General features: G+C 64.9%; 17 protein-coding genes and 1 pseudogene. 10 read left to right on the forward strand and 8 right to left on the reverse strand.

The features are described from left to right. Positions 1-8: 8 nt before the first annotated feature. From B2X67_RS09755 to B2X67_RS09775, 5 genes and pseudogenes are all read left to right on the forward strand, one after another. Positions 9-542 (forward strand): annotated as a pseudogene (locus B2X67_RS09755) (methyl-accepting chemotaxis protein); the annotation flags it as partial. A 509-nt stretch (positions 543-1,051) separates the two neighbouring features. Continuing rightward, the gene (locus tag B2X67_RS09760; RefSeq protein ID WP_286785355.1) at positions 1,052-1,903 is read left to right on the forward strand and encodes an AraC family transcriptional regulator; all 852 of its coding nucleotides are present in this window, start codon (positions 1,052-1,054) and stop codon (positions 1,901-1,903) included. Positions 1,904-2,216: 313 nt separating this feature from the next. Further along, a complete protein-coding gene (locus tag B2X67_RS09765) occupies positions 2,217-4,532 on the forward strand; it encodes a TonB-dependent siderophore receptor (RefSeq protein WP_286785356.1) in 2,316 nt (771 codons plus the stop codon). A 115-nt stretch (positions 4,533-4,647) separates the two neighbouring features. Beyond that, entirely contained in the window at positions 4,648-5,061 is a 414-nt protein-coding gene (locus tag B2X67_RS09770) for a hypothetical protein (protein WP_286785357.1), read from the forward strand. Continuing rightward, a complete protein-coding gene (locus B2X67_RS09775; RefSeq protein WP_286785358.1) occupies positions 5,048-5,449 on the forward strand; it encodes a hypothetical protein in 402 nt (133 codons plus the stop codon). The genes B2X67_RS09770 and B2X67_RS09775 overlap by 14 nt, the downstream gene beginning before the upstream one ends. Positions 5,450-5,655: 206 nt before the next feature. Here the strand turns inward: B2X67_RS09775 and B2X67_RS09780 are convergent, their stop codons facing one another. The 3 genes from B2X67_RS09780 to B2X67_RS09790 all read right to left on the reverse strand — a co-directional run bounded on the left by B2X67_RS09780 (position 5,656) and on the right by B2X67_RS09790 (position 8,966). Beyond that, positions 5,656-6,174, reverse strand: coding sequence for a nuclear transport factor 2 family protein (locus tag B2X67_RS09780; RefSeq protein WP_282339254.1), 519 nt, complete (start codon positions 6,172-6,174; stop codon positions 5,656-5,658). A gap of 438 nt (positions 6,175-6,612) precedes the next feature. Further along, complete coding sequence (locus tag B2X67_RS09785) at positions 6,613-7,917, reverse strand: NTP/NDP exchange transporter (protein WP_286785359.1); 1,305 nt, start codon at positions 7,915-7,917, stop codon at positions 6,613-6,615. Positions 7,918-7,937: 20 nt separating this feature from the next. Next, positions 7,938-8,966: an SDR family oxidoreductase gene (locus B2X67_RS09790; protein ID WP_286785360.1), complete on the reverse strand. Its 1,029-nt coding sequence runs from the start codon at positions 8,964-8,966 to the stop codon at positions 7,938-7,940. 183 nt (positions 8,967-9,149) lie between these two features. Here B2X67_RS09790 and B2X67_RS09795 point away from each other — a divergent pair, with 183 nt between their 5' ends. The 5 genes from B2X67_RS09795 (at position 9,150) to B2X67_RS09815 (ending at position 15,546) form a co-directional block, all read left to right on the forward strand. Then, positions 9,150-10,043 carry a LysR family transcriptional regulator gene (locus B2X67_RS09795; RefSeq protein WP_286785361.1) on the forward strand — a complete coding sequence of 298 codons (894 nt, stop codon included), beginning with the start codon at positions 9,150-9,152 and terminating at the stop codon, positions 10,041-10,043. 374 nt (positions 10,044-10,417) lie between these two features. Then, a complete protein-coding gene (locus B2X67_RS09800) occupies positions 10,418-10,900 on the forward strand; it encodes a (2Fe-2S)-binding protein (protein ID WP_090223668.1) in 483 nt (160 codons plus the stop codon). Further along, positions 10,900-13,152 (forward strand): xanthine dehydrogenase family protein molybdopterin-binding subunit, encoded by a 2,253-nt coding sequence (locus B2X67_RS09805; protein WP_286785362.1) that lies wholly within the window; start codon positions 10,900-10,902, stop codon positions 13,150-13,152. Before B2X67_RS09800 ends, B2X67_RS09805 begins: the two co-directional genes overlap by 1 nt. Positions 13,153-13,167: 15 nt before the next feature. Then, the gene (locus B2X67_RS09810; protein WP_286785363.1) at positions 13,168-14,511 is read left to right on the forward strand and encodes a c-type cytochrome; all 1,344 of its coding nucleotides are present in this window, start codon (positions 13,168-13,170) and stop codon (positions 14,509-14,511) included. A gap of 15 nt (positions 14,512-14,526) precedes the next feature. Then, positions 14,527-15,546 (forward strand): XdhC family protein, encoded by a 1,020-nt coding sequence (locus B2X67_RS09815; RefSeq protein ID WP_286785364.1) that lies wholly within the window; start codon positions 14,527-14,529, stop codon positions 15,544-15,546. 82 nt (positions 15,547-15,628) lie between these two features. On the opposite strand, the gene B2X67_RS09820 is transcribed toward B2X67_RS09815, so the two are convergent. From B2X67_RS09820 to B2X67_RS09840, 5 genes are all read right to left on the reverse strand, one after another. After that, a complete protein-coding gene (locus B2X67_RS09820; RefSeq protein ID WP_286785365.1) occupies positions 15,629-15,847 on the reverse strand; it encodes an FmdB family zinc ribbon protein in 219 nt (72 codons plus the stop codon). A gap of 13 nt (positions 15,848-15,860) precedes the next feature. Continuing rightward, complete coding sequence (gene hydA, locus B2X67_RS09825; RefSeq protein ID WP_286785366.1) at positions 15,861-17,288, reverse strand: dihydropyrimidinase; 1,428 nt, start codon at positions 17,286-17,288, stop codon at positions 15,861-15,863. Continuing rightward, entirely contained in the window at positions 17,279-18,253 is a 975-nt protein-coding gene (locus B2X67_RS09830) for a dihydrodipicolinate synthase family protein (protein ID WP_286785367.1), read from the reverse strand. The genes hydA and B2X67_RS09830 overlap by 10 nt, the downstream gene beginning before the upstream one ends. A gap of 10 nt (positions 18,254-18,263) precedes the next feature. Continuing rightward, complete coding sequence (locus B2X67_RS09835; RefSeq protein ID WP_286785368.1) at positions 18,264-19,412, reverse strand: NAD(P)/FAD-dependent oxidoreductase; 1,149 nt, start codon at positions 19,410-19,412, stop codon at positions 18,264-18,266. Continuing rightward, positions 19,412-19,823 (reverse strand): (2Fe-2S)-binding protein (locus tag B2X67_RS09840; protein ID WP_286785369.1); only part of this gene is annotated, 412 nt, incomplete at its 5' end. The genes B2X67_RS09840 and B2X67_RS09835, both read right to left, overlap by 1 nt.

Here is a 19,823-nt window from a genome sequence, read left to right on the forward strand (position 1 = left end):
CCCTGCACTCAATTACCCAACTCGCCGATGAAGTGACCCAGGCCGGCGCCCGGGTCCACGACCTGGCAACCAGCGTCAAAGGTATCGGACGCATGCTCGATGTAATTCGCGCCATTGCCGAGCAGACCAACTTGTTAGCCCTTAACGCCGCCATCGAGGCCGCGCGCGCCGGGGAAGCCGGCCGTGGGTTTGCCGTAGTGGCCGACGAGGTGCGCGCGCTGGCGCACCGCACTCAGCAATCGACCGGCGAAATCGAACAGATGATGGCCTCAGTCAGCAGCGTCACCGGCCATGCCTTGGGCGCCATGCAAGGCAGTCGCGAACGCGCCAATGCCACACTGCAAATGGCCCGCAGCGCCGGCGACGCGCTGCAGCAGATCACCGTCAGCATCGAACAGATCAGTGCACGCAACCTAGTGATTGCCAGCGCATCGGAACAGCAAGCGCAAGTGGCCCGTGAAGTGGACCGCAACCTGATGAGCATTCGCGACAGCGCATCGGACTCCGCCGGCAGCGCCGTTACCACCCGCATTGCCAGTTAAAAGCTGACCCAACTAGCCAAAGGGCTACATGAACAGGTGGCGCGGTTTCAGAAATGACCACAAGGCTATTGTTGTGAAGGTTATGGAGGCAGAGCCGGCGCTTTTGAGGGTCATAACAGGCCGATCTCTACCGACAGCTATTGGCCGGAAGCCGCCTCTCGAGAAGGTCCGCAATCGGCCAGAAGCAGTCACTGTCCAAGTACCTTCAATAGATCGTTCCTGTCTCTGGGCCTAATCCAGGCCTCGTGAAAGTACTACTTGAGTAATTCGATGTTGCTCAGGTTGAATTTGCCTCTGAAGCCCGCTATTTGACCCAAACATTGGTGGAACAAAATCCAGCGTGCGAGGACCTTGGAACGGGTTGTCCGTCGCCAAGAAAATTGGCCTCTCCCCTCCTGGTAGTCAGGCCTCGGGCGTAAGGAATGGCTAGACGTTATTGAGCAGGTTGGTCATAGTATTTTCCGATTAGGCCAAAGCCTCATCTTCCATCCGAGGCTCTACGAGACAACATGTCTAGCATCGCAATCTCCGATCTAACAGTGCCTTGGGACGTCGATAGCGTCTCGCGCCCCGTTGTGGCGTTAAGTGCCACATCGGTGACAAAGGACTGGGAAAATGCGAGGCATCAGCACCGCAAGGCGCAACTGATCTACTCCCTACGCGGCATTCTCAACTGCGAAGTTGAACACGGTGTCTGGATCGTGCCGCCGCAGTGCGCCATTTGGATACCGGGAGACTTGCCGCACGCGGCGCAGGGGGCGGGTGAAACGGAATGTTATTGCCTGTTCGTCGAGCCGGACGCCGCACCGGATCTTCCGAAAACCTGTTGCACGATTTCGGTATCGCCATTGCTGCGCGAGTTGCTAATGAGGGCGGCCGGTTTTCCTGAGTTTTACGCGCAGGGGGGGCGGGAAGACCGGTTGATTGCCACGCTGCTCGATGAGTTGGTGGTGGCGCCGGTGGAAGACTTGCATCTGCCCATGCCGCGCGATCCCCGATTGCGCCGCTTCGTGGAAATGATGCTGGCCGACCCTGCGGACAAAACCTCCAAGGCCGATTGGGCTACTCGAATTGGCATGAGCGAGCGAAGCATGAGCCGTCTTTTGCTGCATGAAATTGGAATGAGCTTTGGGGGCTGGCGTCGGCAGCTGCATGTGATCCTTGCACTTCAACGTTTGACGAAGGGCGAAAGCGTGCAAGCGGTAGCATTAGAGCTGGGGTACGAAAACGCCAGCGGGTTCGTGACCATGTTCCGCAAGGCAGTGGGCAAACCTCCGGCGCGATACCTCTCTGATCGCACCAGCGGCGTGGAGCCTGCTTCCGTGCCCGGGATCATGTTCCCCAATGAAATATCCTCCTGAGGGGATCAGGCGGTCTTGGCTCGAGATCACTGACTACCCTCCATCTCCTGCGGTCCTTCCTTGCAGAGTTGCCAGCATTTCGGATACGTCCTGCTGATGGTGAGAGCTGCTTCCTCTAGCCGAGAGCAAAAGCCTTCTCGGATGCCAGCGGCTGCAGGTGTTTACGCACTGCCAGGCCTTCAATGAAAGCTGGTCACGCGCCCAGATGGCATCGTGCCTGGCCTAACTGAATAACAATCTGGCCTGATTTCGCCATGACACCTCTTTGCCACCATTGTTAAATGCGGCATCTAAATACTAATGAGTATTGTTGATGTCTGCTATCAAAACTGCTGGGAAGTCCCGTTGGCCAATTGATCTGTGCACAGAGCACGCCGCCTATCTTCATCTGGGCGAGCAGTACAAGGGCGCCATGAGAAGCGTGCCTCGTACCGTGCTTGGCTCGGCAGTTGCTGCGGCAGTTCTCATTAGCGCGCAGGGCGCAGTCGCGGCCGAGTCAGCGCAGGTCCAAAAAACCAAGGCAGGAGGGAGCACTCAAGAGGAGATAGCCTTGCCGGCCGTTACCGTAACGGGGCGCATGGATACGGCGACCACCGAAGGTACTGGCTCTTACACCACGGGCGAGACGGCGGCGGCAACGCGCCTGCCGCTGTCGTTGAAGGAGACGCCGCAAGCGGTGACGGTGATCACGCGCCAGCGCATGGACGACCAGCAATTGAATTCGGTGCAGAGCGTGCTGGACAACACCGCGGGCATTTCGTCGTACCAGTCCGACAGCGAACGAACGAGTTTCTATTCGCGTGGTTTCTTGATCAACAACGTTCAGTACGACGGCATCCCCACCGTCGTCGGCGACATCGTCAATGGGAGCGGCATCGGATCTCTCGATACCGCGTTCTACGATCGTGTCGAGGTCGTGCGCGGCGCTTCCGGCTTGCTGACCGGTACCGGTAATCCCTCGGCCGCCATCAACCTAGTGCGCAAACGGCCGACCCGAGACTTCTCGGCCGCCGCCTCGCTTGGGGCTGGGAGTTGGGACACCTACCGAGGCATGGGCGATGTCTCGATGCCGTTGACCGAGGACGGTCGCATCCGTGCGCGCCTGGTAGGGACGTATCAGGATGGGCACTCGTACCTCGATGGCTATAAGCCGGAGAGGAAGTCGTTTTACGGCATCATCGAGGCAGATCTGACACCAGACACGACGGTGAGCCTGGGCTATGACTACCAGGACATCACCCCGCAAGGCTCGACCTGGGGTGGCTTGCCGCTCTGGTTCAGCGACGGCACGCAGGCTGAGTATTCGCGCTCCAAGAACTACGCGCAGGACTGGAGCTATTGGGATAACACCCTAAAGACGGCGTTTGCCGAGATCGAGCATCGCTTTGACAACGGGTGGAAACTCAGGACCGTGGCTAACCAGTACCGCACCGATTTCGATGCCGAGCTGCTCGGCCTGGTGGGTCAGCCCGATCGCGCTACAGGACTGGGCTTTTTCCCCTCCGGGGCTTATCCGGTAGCGCTGGCGTCCGAAGGTCACAGCCGTCAAAACACCTTCGACGTGATGGCGAGCGGCCCCTTCGAGCTGCTCGGTCGCCAGCATGACCTGGTGGTAGGCGCGACGAGTTCGCGTCGTAAGGCTAGCCAGGATGACATCGCGCCGTTCTACGCGGGCTTGGTGCCGGTCAATGTCTATGATCTGAGTCCCGCCTTTCCCCGTCCTGATTTCGATGCCATGGCGCGGATACCGACCCGCACCCGGATCAAGCAGAGCGGTGTGTACAGCGCAGCCCGGTTCTCGCTAGCCGAGCCTCTGAAACTCATTGTCGGCGGCCGCTTCAGCAACTACGAGATCGACGACGTCACCGGCAACTCGTCGTTGCATTACAAGAAGAGCAGTGAATTCACCCCGTACGCCGGCTTGATCTACGACATCGACAAGACCTATTCGGCTTACGTGAGCTACACGGGGATATTCAATCCGCAAACCGACTATCGCGACAGCAGGGGCAACGTGCTCACGCCGGCGAAAGGCAAAACCACGGAAATTGGCCTCAAAGGCGCCTACATGGACGGAGGTCTGAATGCGTCGGTGGCCTTGTTTGAGACCAAGCTGGACAACGCGGCACAGATGGTTGGTGGGACCTATACGCCGGGCGGTGCCCAAGCCTATCAAGGCGCGGATGGGACGAAGTCGCGCGGGATCGAGCTGGACTTGCAGGGCGAGATGACGCGTGGCTGGAACATCTACGCAGGTATCGCCCATTTCACGGCGCAGGATGGCGATGGCGTCCGCTTGAATTCGCAGCTACCGCGTACTACAGCCCAGCTTTTCACCACCTACCAGTTGCCCGGAGAGTGGAGCAAGTTGACGTTCGGCGGCGGCGTGAAATGGCAAAGTCGCTTCTATAAGGCGCCCAACACTGGTGCCAGTTCGTTGGGCGGGGAACAGAGTTCGTATGCCCTGGTATCGCTGATGGGGCGTTACGCCATCACGGATCAGACCAACGTAGCCGTCAACGTCAACAACGTCTTCGACAAGAAATACGCGCTACAAAAGGGCGATTTCGACACCGTGGGCTATGGCGCACCACGCAACATGATGGTGACGCTGAGCTACCAGTATTGATTGGTTCTCAGGCGAAGGCCTCAGCCGTTGGAAATGCTTAGACATATAGCCATTGATTATCGAGAAAACTCCTATGCCCCTGCAGCCCATGCTACAGCCTGGCCAAGACCCGGCCATGCACAACCCAACCAAGGTCGCCTTGTTCTGGCTGACGACAGCCGCTGGTGCCGTGCTGTTTGTCAGCTTCCAGTTGTTCTTCTACGTAAACGACTTTGTGAGAGCGCAGACAGCGACGCCATCGATCACGTTCGAGACCGGCGTACTCTGGATGTTTCCAGCCTTCTATGGCTGCTGGATCGTCACGGTGCTTTTCGCGCTGAGCGGAACCCGTAAGGCACGGTGTGCTGCGCTGGTCCTGGGCAGCCTGCTTGTCGTTCTGAATACCCTCGGGGGAATCGCTGACGGGGTGCGCGACGGTTGGCACGTTGCCTTCTCGGCAGTGTTCTTCATTACGTTGCCCGGCGTGTTCGCCATTGCGGCCACCTGGCGTCACATCAAGAGCAAAGGAGCCGGCCATGTCGATGAATAGTTCTGACTTCCCTTTGGTTTGGATGAGCCTTGCGCAAGAACCCGGACACGATCAGCAGAAGGACTTCGACGAACTCGAGGCCAACTTGCAGCGAGGGGAGCCCTTCGTGCTCTTGACTGATACAGCACCAGCCGAAGACCATGAGCACTCGCCGGAAGAGAAGAAACGCACTGCACTCTGGATGAAAAAGCACAAGCTTGAATTGCGTAGGTTAGTTCTGGCTATGATCATGATCGAACCCAACTCGGCAAAACGTCTTGGTTTCAGGGCATTCGCAGTCGTTTTTGCCAAGTTCTGGGGCTACCCTTTGCTTCTAGCTGCTTCACGCGAGCAAGCAATGGAGATGGCAAAGGAACTGCTCGCAAAGGATGGAAAGCCATCTCACTGATGGCCCATGCCGGCATCTGTTCTCCAATTAAACTCTGTTGCCGCGCATTGTCGCGGCGAGCTAATGCTCTAACCTGAATCGCCCCTGATTTCCTAAGAAGTCAGGGGCTTTTCTTTGCGTGTCGAAAACGTGTCTAAGACCCGGATTCTTACGCTCCACACTTGCGGCAACGGGCCTATTTCTGGTCATGGCAAGTCAGCCGTCAGTCACTGCGTGGGGGCTGGAATGCGCTGCAGCACGTCGTCGTAGGCCGGAAGGTCAAGGTAGGCCGTCACTTCGAAGGCCTTGCCTTCACGCATGTGGAAGATCCAGGCATAGCTGTTGCGATAGGGCTGGCCGTCACGGGCGACGCCGGCACCGTCCCACTGGATGATCACGTGGTCGCCATCGGCCCAGATCTGCTTGCTGACTGGGCGCACCGGCGTGGACAGGCGTGAAACGAAAGGCTGAACCGCTTCGGACACGAACGAGTCCAGGCCATGATAAACACCGGCACTGGGGCCGGAGCCCTTGATGGTCCACACCACGTCGGGCATCAGGATGTCGCGAAAGAAGGTAGTGCCGCCGGCCGCCCAGCGGTCGAACGCCTCGGTGACCGCCTGTTTGTTGCGGACCTCGACGTCGCTGCTGGCATTGGCGAGCGCCGGCCCCGGCAGCAAAGCGCCAAGGAGCAGTGCGCCGGCCAAGGTCGCCGCGCGGGTGACACCTAACGTTGGAATACGCATGGCTGAGTTCTCTTAGGGTTGCTGGTCATCAGCGGCGTGCTCGAAAGCGGACGTGCACACCCGGTCTTTGCGTGAAAGAGCCTGCCCTTGCGGAACGCCGTGGTCGTAGCAGGATCGTCCCGGATTCTTGCCCGATCCTCCTGTCGAAAAGCGCTGCAACACTTCGGCCGGGGGAAGCAATTAGGTCTCGCGGGCTACCCGGTAGCCATCACCGCCCTGTCGGGTGATGACTGCCGGGGGCGGCATTCAGGCTCGATCTCATCTGCTGAGTCCCTCGCCATGCATGATGAGATCGCCATAGCACCGAAAGGCCGGAAGCTCTTCCAATTCAGCATCCCTGGAAAGAAGGATCGGCCACATCGAATGAATACCGTGTGGTCCCGCACCTCACATCGCGTTGGTGTCCGGGGTTCAGAGACAAGGCCCAAGTTCAGGGGGTCACCGAACCGACGTCGAGCGCTTGCTTAACGCGTCGGCCTGCTTGCCCAGGTACCAGCCAAGTGCTCCCCACAAAAGGGCGCAGGTGGCACCGACCAGCGCCACCGGCACCACGCCCTGACCGAGCATGTCCAGGCCACTTTTCACCCAGCCGCTAAGGGCGTCGCCTGCCCGGTAGACGACCGTATCGATAAACCCCTTGGCTTTGTATTTACTCTCGGCATCCAGAGGCGCGAAGAGCATCTCCCGGCCGGGGCGGACGAAGGCGTACTCACCGATGCGCCTGACGATCATCAACGCTGCCAACATGGCGAACGTAGGGGCCAGGGCGAGACCGACAAAGCCCACGCAGACCAGCGCCGGCACGATCGCCAGCAACATGCGCACTCCCAGCGTCCGAGCGATGCGCCCGATGATGAACAGCTGCGCCAGCAAGGCTCCGGTCTGGACGATCACATCGATGATGCCGAACACCCTGATCTGCGAAGCGCGGTCCGGAAAGCGCTCGGCCACCAGCCGTGCCTGCTCGAAATACAGAAAGGTCGTCACCGTGGCGAGCAGGATGACGAAGACGGCGATGGCAAACAGATAAGGCGACTGCATGACCCGCGTCAGGCCGCTGAACGGGTTGCCCGTCACTGGCTTGCGCGGACTCTCCGTGACGGACGCTCCGGGTCTGCCGGCGCCACCGACTTCCCGCCAGCGCATCAGCGGCACCTTCAGTGCCAGCGCGACGCCCAGCAGCACCGCCGCCAGCAGCACCAGCCCGGATTGTCCAATGACCCCAACAAGCAGCGCGCTCATCGCCGGCCCAACCAGGCCACCGACGCTCGCGCCCGCCGCAATGAAGGCGAACAGCCGCTTGGCCTGACGCCCATCGAACACATCGGCCATCAGGCTCCAGGCCACCGAGACCACGAACAGGTTGTAGACCGAAATCCACACGTAGAACACCCTCGCCAGCCAGACGCTGTCAGCGCTGAGCTGAAACAGTCCGGCGAAGGCCAGCAGGTTCAGGCAAAAGAACCCATAGACCCAATCGACGAAGTGAACACGCGGCACCCGGGAGCTCAGCCAGGCGAACAACGGCACCGCCACCAGCATGACCACGAAGGTGACGGTGAATAGCCATTGCAGGTTCTCGATACCGGCCATGATGCCCATCGACTCGCGAATCGGGCGCAGCATGAAATAGCCGGAGAACAGGCAGAAAAACAACGCGAACCCCGCCAGCGCAGGTTTCAGCTCGTGACGCTCGGCGTCGATGGCGGCGCCGAGGCGCTGTACCAGAGTGGCTGACAGCATGATGACTCTCCTCGCCTGGCTTAGCGGTAGCTGACACCCGTCAGCTGTTCACTGGCCGTCCATAGCCGGGTGGCCGCCGCCGCGTCGTTCGCAGCGCCCGGTACGCTGGCCAGCCCCAGAGGACCGCGCTTTTCTCCCTCGCCCGTGGGGCCGTAGTAGGCACCTGGCTGCGCTTCGACGGCGGTGGCTGCGTACAGCGTCGGCAGCGCCCCCTGGGCAGCGGAGTGGTAGCGCTCGCGATCCTTGGCCCAGTTGCGGCCGAACTCGCTGTCCAGGCCCGGACCGCGTTCGATCAGCTCCGTAACGGCCACGCCAGGATGCGCGGCGATGCTCCGAATTCCCCAGCCCCGCGCCTCGCTGCGGCGCTGCAGTTCGAAGGCGAACATCAGACCGGCCAGCTTGGACTGGGCATAGGCCGCGTAAGGGTTGTAGGACCGCTCGGATTGCAGGTCATCGAAATCGATGCTGCCGCGCGCGGCAGCGATGCTGGACAAGGTCACCACCCGTGCGCCATCGCTCTTGCGCAGAAGCGGCAGCAAGTGGGCCGTCAGGGCGAAGTGGCCCAGATAGTTGGTGGCCAGTTGCGACTCGTAGCCATCGGCCGAGGTGGCGCGCTGCGGAGGCGCCATAATCGCGGCGTTATTGATCAACCCATCGAGGCGCGGCAAGGTCGCGCCGAGACGTTCGCCGAGCGCCTGGACCGATGCCAGATCGGCCAGGTCCAGCGCTTCGAAATGTACCTGCGCGCCGGCAACCTCCTGCTTGATACGGGCGATGGCCTCATCGCCCCGTTGCGGGTTGCGCGCAGCGATCACCACCTGGGCGCCAGCGGCCGCGAGGGCCTTGGCGTCCTCATAGCCCATGCCGCTGGTGCCTCCCGTGACCAGGAAGATACGCCCGCTCTGCGAAGGCATGTCTGCCAGGCTCCAATCCGGTTCTGGCTGGCTCTGGCCACTCGCGATGCCGGAGTCCAGCACGCAGCCCAGCGCCAGGCCAATAGTGGCGAGGCCTCTGCGCCAGGCAGCGCTGGAGATATTGATGGGATCCATCCGCAGGGTTGCACTAGTCATCGTTCGATCCTCACGTAGGGAATGTTCTGGACGGACTGCTACGAGGCGGTGCCGTCGACGTGAGGCATTGTTAACCCCTGGATTGCGGCCGATAAGCCGTACTGAAATGGACGCTATGTACGCTCAACCGTACAATCCGCTCTTCCTTTTAGGAGAGCCGCCATGCGCCAGCCCAACCTGACCGATGTCGCACTCTTCGCCGCGGTGGTGGAAGCGGGTGGGTTCCGGGTGGCAGCCCAGAAACGGGGCATGTCGGCCTCGTCCATCAGCGATGGTGTCCGCCGGTTGGAAAGCGATCTGGGCATCAGGCTGCTCAACCGCACGACCCGCAGCGTGGTCCCGACGGAAGTCGGTGCACGCCTGCTGGAGCGGCTACGCCCGGCTCTCGGGCAAATGAGCGCGGCCTTCGGCGACCTTCACGAAGATGCGCAGCGCCCTGTGGGGACCCTGCGCCTCAATGTACCGGTGCCCGTCGCGCGTTTCGTACTGCCCAGGCTGGTCCCTGCGTTTCTCGCACGCTACCCGGGGGTGAGCATCGAAGTGACGATGGATAACACCTTCATCGATGTCATCGCCGCCGGCTACGACGCGGGCGTCCGCTACGAGGAAAGCCTGGCCAAGGACATGATTGCGGTGCCCATCGGCCCACGTCGACAACGCTTCGTCGCCGCTGCAGCGCCGGCCTATCTGGAGCAGAACGGCACCCCGCTGCACCCCCGCGACCTGCTCAATCACCGCCTGATCGGTCACCGCTTCGAGAGCGGCAAGCTGGGCGTATGGGAGTTCGAAAAAGACGGAGCCAGAATACGCGTACCGCCTCAGGGACCGCTGCTCAGCTCATCCCAGGATCTGGAAGTGGGCGCTGCGCTAGGCGGCGTCGGGATTATCTACACCTTCGAGGAGTACCTGGGGCCGCTGATCGAGCAGGGCACGCTGTTACCGGTACTGGAGGACTGGTGGCAGGCATTCGACGGCCCCTACCTGTACTACAACGACCGCAGGCACGTGCCTTCGCCCCTTCGCGCATTCGTAGATTTTCTGAAAACCGAAGCCTGATCGGGCTGAGTCGCCCGCGCCGGGCAGTCGCGGCGTGAACGTTACCGGCCGACGCCGTCGTCGCCCCCGCTCCCAGATCCTCCACAGACCGCGCGTCAGTCTCGACGAAGGGCGCCGATCTCGTGTCCTGCTTCCAAGCTTTGGCGAGCCAGCGCGGACTCCAGCGCCCCACTCAGCGGCAGTATTAGGCAAGACAGCCAGCGAATCGTGCTAACGAGCCGCCTTCCCTTGCGTAGATGATGGTCGTAACGCTATGGGCCGGGCGACCGGGTGTCGAGGTGCGCCGCCCGTAGCCGCTGCTACTTTTCCAAGATGCCCTACCGGCACTCGAATGTCGGAGTCCCAATAACATCATCGTGATGAGCAGGTGAGCCATGGAATTGCGAATTAACCAGAAAACCTACCAGGTCGACGCCGAAGCCGACACGCCGCTGCTGTGGGTCATCCGCGATGACCTGGGGCTGACCGGCACCAAGTACGGCTGCGGCCTGGCGCAATGTGGCGCCTGCTCGGTGCTGGTGGATGGCAATGTGGTGCGCTCCTGCGTTACGCCGGTGGCCGGGGTGGTGGGGCGCGAGGTCACCACCATCGAGGCGATCGAGGCCGACGAAGTGGGCAAGCGCGTGGTCGCCGTCTGGGTCGAGCATCAGGTCGCCCAGTGCGGTTACTGCCAGTCCGGCCAGGTGGTCGCCGCCACCGCCCTGCTGAAGAACAATCCGAAGCCCGATGACGGGCAGATCGCCGCCGCGATGGTGAACCTGTGCCGCTGCGGCACCTACAACGCCATCCAGGCCGCCGTTCACGACCTGGCCGCGAACCTGGCCACGCCCGCTGCGCCTGCCGGGGGGAACGCCTGATGAGTGCCCGTATCGATAGAAAAGCTTCGCCGCTGGGTGAACCCATCAACCTTTCGCGCCGGCGTTTCCTGCTGGCCTCGGGCACGGTGACGGGCGCCCTGGTGCTCGGTTTCGCGCTGCCTTCGGGGTCTGCGCGGATGCAGGCGATGGCCGCCGAAAGCAAGGCGGCCGGCACCCAGGTGGGCGCCTTCCTGGAAATACGCCCGGACAGCACCGTCCGGTTTCTGTGCCCCTTCATCGAAGGCGGACAAGGCACCTACACCGCCATGGCGCAGATCGTCGGCGAGGAGCTGGACGCCGATCCCTCGACCTTCTTGGTCGAAAGCGCGCCGCCCGGCGAGGCCTACGTGGTGATGGAGAATGGCATGCGCATCACCGGCGGCAGTATGTCGGTGCGCATGAGCTACCCGACCATGCGCCGCCTCGGCGCACTGGCGCGGGCCATGCTGTTGCAGGCCGCCAGCGCGCGGCTGAACGTCCCCGTGGCGGCGTTGACCACCGAGCCCGGCCGCGTGCTGCACCCGGCTTCGGGGCGCTCGCTGACCTACGGCGAGCTGGCTGCGGATGCCCTCGACCTGCCCGTGCCGGACGTCGACAGCGTCACCCTGCGCGATCCCGCCCAGTTCCGCTGGATCGGCAAGCCGGTGCGCCGCCTGGACGCCTACGACAAATCCACCGGCAAGGCCCTGTACTCCATCGACATGCAGGTGGACGGCATGCTGCACGCCGCGGTGCAGCACGCGCCACGCCTGGGAATGACGGTGGGCGAGCTGCGCAACGAGGCGCAGGTCAAGGCGATGAAGGGCGTGCATTCGGTCCATCGCCTGCCCGGCGCCGTGGCGGTGGTCGCCGAGCGCTGGTGGCACGCCAAGCGCGCGGTCGAAGCCATCCAGGTGGACTGGCAGGAGGCCGCCGCCGATGCGACCGGGCGGGTGATGCCGGCGGACTTCTCCACGGTGGCCTACCGTGAGCGCCTGGCCAACGAACCCGGTCCGGGACGTGAAGCCGAGAAGGAAGGCGACTTCGCCGCCACCCTGACCAAGGCGACCACCAAGGTCGAGGCCACCTACCACAACCAGTACCTCAATCACGCGCAACTCGAGCCACCGTCGGCCCTGGCCCGTTTCAATCCGGACGGCACGCTGGATATCTGGCTGCCCAACCAGGCGCAGGACATGTTCCTGGCCGATATCGCCAAATGCGCCGCCATCGACCCCTCCAGGATCAATCTGCATAGCCCGTTGCTGGGCGGTTTCTTCGGTCGGCACTTTCTCTACGAGACCGCCAACCCGTACCCGCAGGCCATCGAGCTGGCCAAGGTGGTCGGCCGGCCGATCAAGCTGATCTGGAGCCGCGAGGAAGAGTTCCTGCGCGACGCGTTGCGACCGATGGCGGTTGTGAAATTCCGCGCCGCGCTGGACGACAAGGGCCTGCCCGTCGCACTGGAGGCGGTCAGCGCCACGGAGGGGCCGACCGAGTCGCTCGCCGGCAAACCGGGCGACCAGCCCGACCCGACGGCGCTCGAAGGCCTGGCTGGCAAGTCCTATGCGATCCCGCACCGGCGCATCGCGCAGAACTATGTCAAAGGCCCGGTGGTGCTCGGCTACTGGCGCTCGGTGGGCAATTCGCTCAACGACTTCTTCTACGAGGCGTTTCTCGATGAGCTGGCCGACAAAGGCGGGCAGGACCCGTTCGAGCTGCGCCTGCACCTGCTGCGAGACAACCCGCGCCTGACCCACTTGCTGCAGAGCGTCGCCGAGCTGTCCGGCGGCTGGAAGCGCGGCCCCTTCAACGCCGAGGATGGCTCGCGGCGCGCGCGGGGTGTGGCCATGGCCTCGCCGTTCGGCACGGAAACGGCCGTGGTCGCCGAAGTGTCCATCGAAAACGGGCAGGTGAAGGTACATGACATCTGGCAGGCCATCGATCCGGGCAACATCGTGAACCCGGCCATCGTCGAGGCGCAGGTGAATGGGGCGGTGTCGCTGGGCTTGTCCCAGGCCCTGGTGGAGGAAGCGGTGTACGTCGACGGCAAGCCACGCGGACGCAATTTCGATCTGTACCCGATCCTGCCGCCCGCGCGCATGGCACGCGTGCACGTCAAGGTGATCGAAAGCGGCGCCAAGATGGGCGGGGTCGGCGAACCGCCGTTGCCGGCCGTGGCGCCCGCGGTGGCCAATGCGGTGGCGCGGCTGACCGGCCAGCGCATTCGCAGCATGCCCTTCTCGAGCTACACCTTCAGCCAACCCGCCTGACGGAAAGACCTGCCCATGAGCACACGGCCCTACACCAAAATCGCCGGCGCAGTCGTCCTGGCCGGCCTGGTTCTGCTGACGTTGCTGGTCTGGTACGGCACGCGCGTGCCGACCTCGACGCTCGCCGACGCGGGAAGCGACACCCCGGACGCCGGGCTCATCCAGCGCGGCGAGTACGTGGCGCGCGCCAGTGACTGCGTGGCATGCCACAGCCTACCGGACGCGGCACCCTTCGCCGGCGGGCTGAAAATGGCCACGCCCCTGGGGGCCATCTACGCCACCAACATCACCCCGGACGGGGCGACCGGCATCGGTGGCTACAGCCTGGCCGACTTCGACCGCGCGGTGCGCCACGGCGTGGCCCCGGAGGGTCGCAGGCTGTATCCGGCCATGCCGTATCCGTCGTACTCCAAGCTGAGCGACGACGATGTGCGTGCGCTCTACGCCTTCTTCATGCATGGCGTCGCCCCGGTGGCGCAGGCGAACAAGCCCAGCGAAATTCCCTGGCCGCTGAACATGCGCTGGCCCATCGCGTTGTGGAACCAGGTGTTCACCGAGCCCGGCAGCTTTGCCGAACAGCCTGGGCAGAACGCGCAATGGAACCGCGGCGCCTACCTGGTCCAGGGCGCCGGCCACTGCGGCAGCTGCCATACGCCGCGCGGCCTGGCGTTCAACGAGAAGGCCCTGAGCGAATCAGGCGAGCAGTACCTGGCCGGCGCGCTGCTGGATGGCTGGTACGCCCCCAGCCTGCGCAACGACCCCAATACCGGGCTGGGTCGCTGGAGCGAGGCGGATATCGCGCAGTTCCTGAAGACCGGGCGCAACACGCATGCCGTGGTGTTCGGCTCGATGACCGAGGCGTTCAACAACTCCACGCAGTACCTGGGTGACGACGACCTCGCCGCCATCGCCCATTACCTCAAATCCCTGCCGGGCGACCCGGAGCGCGACGGGCCGCCCTGGCAGTACGAAGTCGCGGACGTCTCGGCCTTTTCCGGCCCCGGCGGGCACCTGTACCTGACGCAGTGCGCCGCCTGCCACGGCCGGGACGGCAAGGGACAGGCACCCTGGATACCGCCGCTGGCAGGCGCGACCTCGGCGCTGACCACGGCGCCGGACTCGGCCATCAACATCAGCCTCAACGGCTCGCTGCGGGTAGTCAGCGCCGGCGTGCCGGACGCGTATCGGATGCCGGCGTTGCGCGGCCAGCTGTCGGATCAGCAGATCGCCGACGTGCTGTCGTTCGTGCGCACCACCTGGGGCAACCGGGGCGGCAAGGTCGACCCGCAAGCCGTGGCCAAGCTGCGCGCGCACACCGATCCGGCCAGCCCCACGCCGATCGTTCTGCACATGCGCTGAACGACGGGAGGCCCGATGGAAAGTATCGATCTGTTGGTGCTGCGCACCGCCCGCGACTGGCTGCGCGCGGGCGAGCGCGTGGTGCTGGTCACCGTCGCCCGCACCTGGGGTTCCTCGCCGCGGCCGGTGGGCTCGATGATGGCGCTGCGCAACGACGGGCGCGTGGTGGGCAGCGTGTCCGGCGGCTGTATCGAAGACGACCTGATCCAGCGCTACACCACGGCCAACGGCGTGGCGGGGTTGCCGCAGCAGTTACCCGAACGGGTTCGCTACGGCGTCAGCGCCGATGAGGCGCATCGTTTCGGCCTGCCATGCGGCGGCACGCTGGAACTGGTGATGGAGTTCATGCCGGCCATGGAACCCCTCGAGGACCTGCTCGCCCGCCTGGAGGCGGGCCAGCTGGTGCGTCGCCAGCTGGACCTGGGCACCGGGCAGATCAGCCTGGAAAACACCGCGACGCCCGAGCAGTTCAGCTTCGATGGCCAAAGCATGAGCAGCACCCTGGGGCCGGGCTATCGCATGCTGCTGATCGGTGCCGGCGCGCTGGCCGAGTACCTGGCCGTGATGGCGCAGTTCAACGGCTTTCAGGTGACCCTCTGCGATCCACGCCCGCAGCACCTCGAGGGCTGGAGCGTGCCTGGCGTGGAGCGTATCCGCGCCATGCCGGACGACGTGGTCCGGACGTTCGCCGCCGACGTGCGCAGTTGCATCATCGCCCTCACCCACGACCCCAGGCTGGACGACCTGGCGCTGCTTGAGGCCCTGCAGGGGCCGGCGTTCTACATCGGCGCCATCGGCTCGCGGCGCAACAGCCAGGAGCGGCGGCGGCGCCTGATCGAGCACTTCGACGAGACCGAGCAGTCGCTGCAACGCTTGCGCGGGCCGATCGGCCTCTACATCGGCAGCAAGACGCCCCCGGAGATCGCCGTCAGCGTGATGGCCGAGGTACTGGCCGCGAAGAATGCCGTGGCACTGCCGGACGAGCTTTCCATCACCCAGGCAAAGACCCGCGACGACGTGCAACGCTGCGCCTGATCGGCAGTGGCGCGTACGCCGCGCCCGTTCTAAATCTGGTCGGCGCTCCAGGCGGCGAAGTGGTCGCCCCCCTGACAATCCGCTAATGCCCCCCGCACCCGCATCCCGACGGATGCCGGGCGGGCGGCGCGGGTCGCTCGACGCGCTCGGAACGGTGGGTGAGCAGGGTCGGCAGGAAATTCACCTGGCGCGTGGCCGGCCCCTGACAGTGCACACAGCGCGCCTCGGCGTCGCGGTCGGCCACCGCGCGACGTTCCTCGAAGAGGCCGCAGTGTTCGCAGCGGTACTCGTAGATCGGCATCGCGGCCTCCCCCTTACCAGTATTTGCCCAGTTCGCCGCGCGGCACGTAGCGGCCCTGGCCGGTCTTGCCGACCCACTGGCCGTCGTCGACCAGCAGCTCGCCGCGCAGCAGCACCTTCTTCACCTTGCCGTGTACGTGGTGGCCCTCGAACAGGGTGAAGTCGCAGTCGCTGTGCTGGGTGGCGGCGCTGAGGGTGTGCGCCTCGTTGGGGTCGAAGATGACGATGTCGGCGTCGCTGCCGACGGCGATGGTGCCCTTGCGCGGGAACAGCCCGAAGAGCTTGGCCGGCGCGGTTGACATCAGCTCGACGAAGCGATTGAGCGAGATCCGTCCATTGCGCACGCCGCCGTCGTAGACCACGGTCATGCGCGTCTCGACGCCCGGCACGCCGTTGGGAATCCTGGAGAAATCGTCGCGGCCCAGCGGCTTCTGGTTGACCTTGCCCAGGTGCCCTTCCTTCAGGCAGTAAGGACAGTGGTCGGTGGAGACCAGTTGCAGGTCGTCGGTCTTCAGCGCGGTCCACAGCGCGTTCTGCGAATCCTTCGAGCGCAGCGGCGGGCTCATGACGAAGCGCGCGTGTTCGTAGGTATCCTCGGCGTCGCTCGCGGCGTAGGCCGAGTCGTCGAAGAACAGGTAGTGCGGGCAGGTCTCGGCGAACACCGGGATGCCCAGGTCGCGGGCCTCGACGACGTGCTTGAGCGCCTCCTTGGCCGACAGGTGAACGAAGTACACCGGCGCCTCGGCCAGTTCGGCAAGCTTGATGCCGCGATGGGTCGCCTCGCCTTCGAGGATCGCCGGACGGGTCAGCGCGTGGTGGCGCGGCGACGTGTGTCCCTGGGCCAGCGCCTCGCGGATCAACAGGTCGACCACGGTGCCGTTCTCCGCGTGCAGGGCAATCATCCCGCCGTGCTGGCCGACCATGCGCATGGCCTGGAAGATCGCCGCGTCGTCGGACATCACGGTGCCCGGATAGGCCATGAACATCTTGAAGCTGGAAACGCCCTCGTGACGGATGGCGTGGCGCATGTCGGCCAGTACCTGCTCGTCGACCTGGGTGACGATGACGTGGAAGCCGTAGTCGATGCTGGCGGTGGAGGCGGCCTTGGACTGCGCGCGCTCGATCGCCTGCAGCGGGCTGGTGCCGGGAATCTGCAGGGCGAAATCGATGATCGTGGTGGTGCCGCCGTGGGCCGCCGAACGCGTGCCCGAGGCGAAGTTGTCGGCGGTCACCGAGGGGCCGAAGGTGTTCTCCATGTGCGTGTGGCAATCCACGCCGCCGGGAAACACCAGCATGCCGGCCGCGTCGATCACCCGCGTGTCGCTGCTGGCCGGCAACTGGCGGCCGATGGCGACGATCTGCTCGCCGTCCACCAGGATGTCGGCGACGTAGTCGTCGACGGCGGTGACGATGCGGCCACCACGGATAAGGGTCAGAGACATGCTTCACTCCGGTCTGCTTGGGCGTTGTTGGCGAAGGCGCGGGCATGCTCGAGGGCGGCCTGCAGGCGCTGGTACTGGAGGCTGTCGATCAGCGGCACCGGCGGGCGCATGGCCGCGCTGGGGAAGCGCCCGAGCATGTGCAGGCAGGCCTTGAGACGCGCGTTGGCGTGGGTGCCGGGCGCGGTGCCGTAGATCGCCTTGGCCAGCGGATAGACGTGTTCGTGCAGGCGCTGCGCCTCGCCGAGGTCCTTCGCCGCCACCGCGCGGTAGAGCGCGACGACCAGTTCGGGAACCACGGCCGCGAGGCTGACCAGGCTGCCTTCGGTGCCGAGGGCGAAACAGGTGAACAGGTGCTCGTCACCCGAGGCCATCACCGCCACGTGCGGCGCGACCTCCTTCACCAGCCGGCGGTTGGCGTCGTAGGCGGCGGTTTCCCAGCTGCCCTCCTTCACCGCCACCACCTCCGGCAGCGCCACTAGCGCCGCGAGGATCTGCGCGGTGTAGGCCATGCCGCCGGTGCCCACGCCGGCCTGGTAGAGCATCAGCGGCAACTGTGCGTTGGCATTGGCGATGCGGTGGTGATTGACCACCGTGGCGAGGTCGGTGGACAGCGTCCAGGAGTACGGCGGGAACAGCAGGATCGAATCGGCGCCAGCCTGTTTGGCATCGTCGGCCTGGGCCTGGGCGTCGTAGCTGTCCTCGGAATTGACCCCGGCGACGATGATCGAGTCGGCCGGGCAGACCGCGCGGGCGATCTCCACCACGCGCCGCTTGTCCTTGCGCGAGAGGGCGAAGTTCTCTCCGGCGTGACCGTTGATCAGCAGCCCGCGAATGCCGTCGACCCGGGCGATCTCGCCCATGTGCCGCGCCAGGCTGTCTTCGTCGAGCAGGCGCCCGTCGTTGTCCATCGGGCACAGCGTGGCCGCGTAGATGCCGTGGAAGGGATGTGGCTGGAGTGGGCTCATGCGCATCGTCTCAGTGGGTCTGTGCGGGGGCGACCGGCGTTGCGAGCAGCCGGGCCGGATCGAAAAGGGGCATTTCCGGCGTCTCGCCGAGGATGCGCTGGGCCAGCAACTTGCCCATGTACGGGCCGCTGGTGTAGCCGGAATGCACGCAGCCGATGACGTAGGCCTCGTCGAGGCCGGGCAGCGCGCCGAGCATCGGCATGGCGTCGGCGGTTTCCGATTCCAGGCCCAGCCAGATGCGCGCCACGCGGGCGTCGGCGAGTGCCGGGATGACGTGCTGGGCCAGGCGCAGGTTGCCGATCAGGTTCGCCGGAATGGTCTCCACGCCGCCTCGCTCGCGGTCGCCAAGGCCCTGCCAGCCGCCGCCGATGAGCACGCTGCCGTTGGCGAACTGCTTCATCGAGAGCAGCCCGCTGGCGATGCTAAGCACCGTGCGCATCACCGGCGACATGCGCTCGGTGACGATCAGCTGGTTGATCAGGGTCTTCACCGGGATGTGTACGTCGAGCAGCGCCAGCAGCGGCTCCAGCCAGACGCCGCCGGCGAGTACCAGGCGCGTGGCGTCGAAGCTCACGGCGCCGTCCAGGCCGTGCACGCGGTAGCCGCCGGCGAGGCGCTCGACGCGCGTCACCGGGGTCTGCTCGACGATGCGCACGCCGGCCGCGCTGAGCGCGGCGTGGTAGGCGCGGCCTGTCAGGTAGGCACTGGCGAAACCGTCGGTGGTGCAGTGCGCGGCTTCGAGCACGGCCGGGTTGAGCCCGGGCTCGATGGCGCAGGCGGCGGCCGGGTCGAGCAGGTCGATCTGCGCGCCGTATTCGCGGCGGGCCGCGGCGCGGGCGGCAAGAATCTCCCGTTCGTTGTCGGTGAAGGCCAGCGACAGCCCGGGCGCGGCGGTGGCCAGCACGCCCTGGCCGAGCCAGGTTTCGGCCTGCATCCACATGCTCCACGCCTGGATCGCGTAGGGCACCAGCGCGGCGCGGGTCATGTGCAGGGTCAGGGTTCCGGCATTCACCCCGGACGCGCTGCGGCACAGCGCATTGCGCTCCAACAGCACCACGCGCATGCCGGCGCGGGCGAGGAACAGCGCAGTGGTGCAGCCCATCACGCCGCCGCCGACCACGCAGACGTCGAAGCCCTGGGAAATGTTGGAGGAAGTCATCACAGCGGCGCCGCCTTGGGGATCGGAATGTCGGCGTAGACGAACGCGCCGGTCAGCGCGCCGACGCTCATCGGCCGCAACGGCGTGCGCGCGGAGAAGATGCCGACGGCCTCGCGCGGCACGTCCAGCCGGGTCGCCAGCAGCTCGGCGGCGACGTCGCCGCAGGTGCGGCCCTGGCACGGGCCCATGCCGCAGCGCGTCCAGGCCTTGAGCTGGTTGACGTCACGCGCGCCGGCGTCGCAGGCGGCGTCGATTTCGCCACGAGTGACGTCTTCGCAGCGGCAGACGATGGTGTCGGCCGCGATGCCTTGCACATGGCCTTCGCGCAGCGCCATCAGGCGCGCCATCGCATGACCGAATTGTGCGGCGCGGGCGTGGCGCTGCCGTGCCTGGCCCAGCGCCGGGTCGAGC

The sequence above is a fragment of the Pseudomonas sp. UBA3153 genome (assembly GCF_002364635.1).
GTDB classification, from domain to species: domain Bacteria; phylum Pseudomonadota; class Gammaproteobacteria; order Pseudomonadales; family Pseudomonadaceae; genus Pseudomonas_O; species Pseudomonas_O kuykendallii.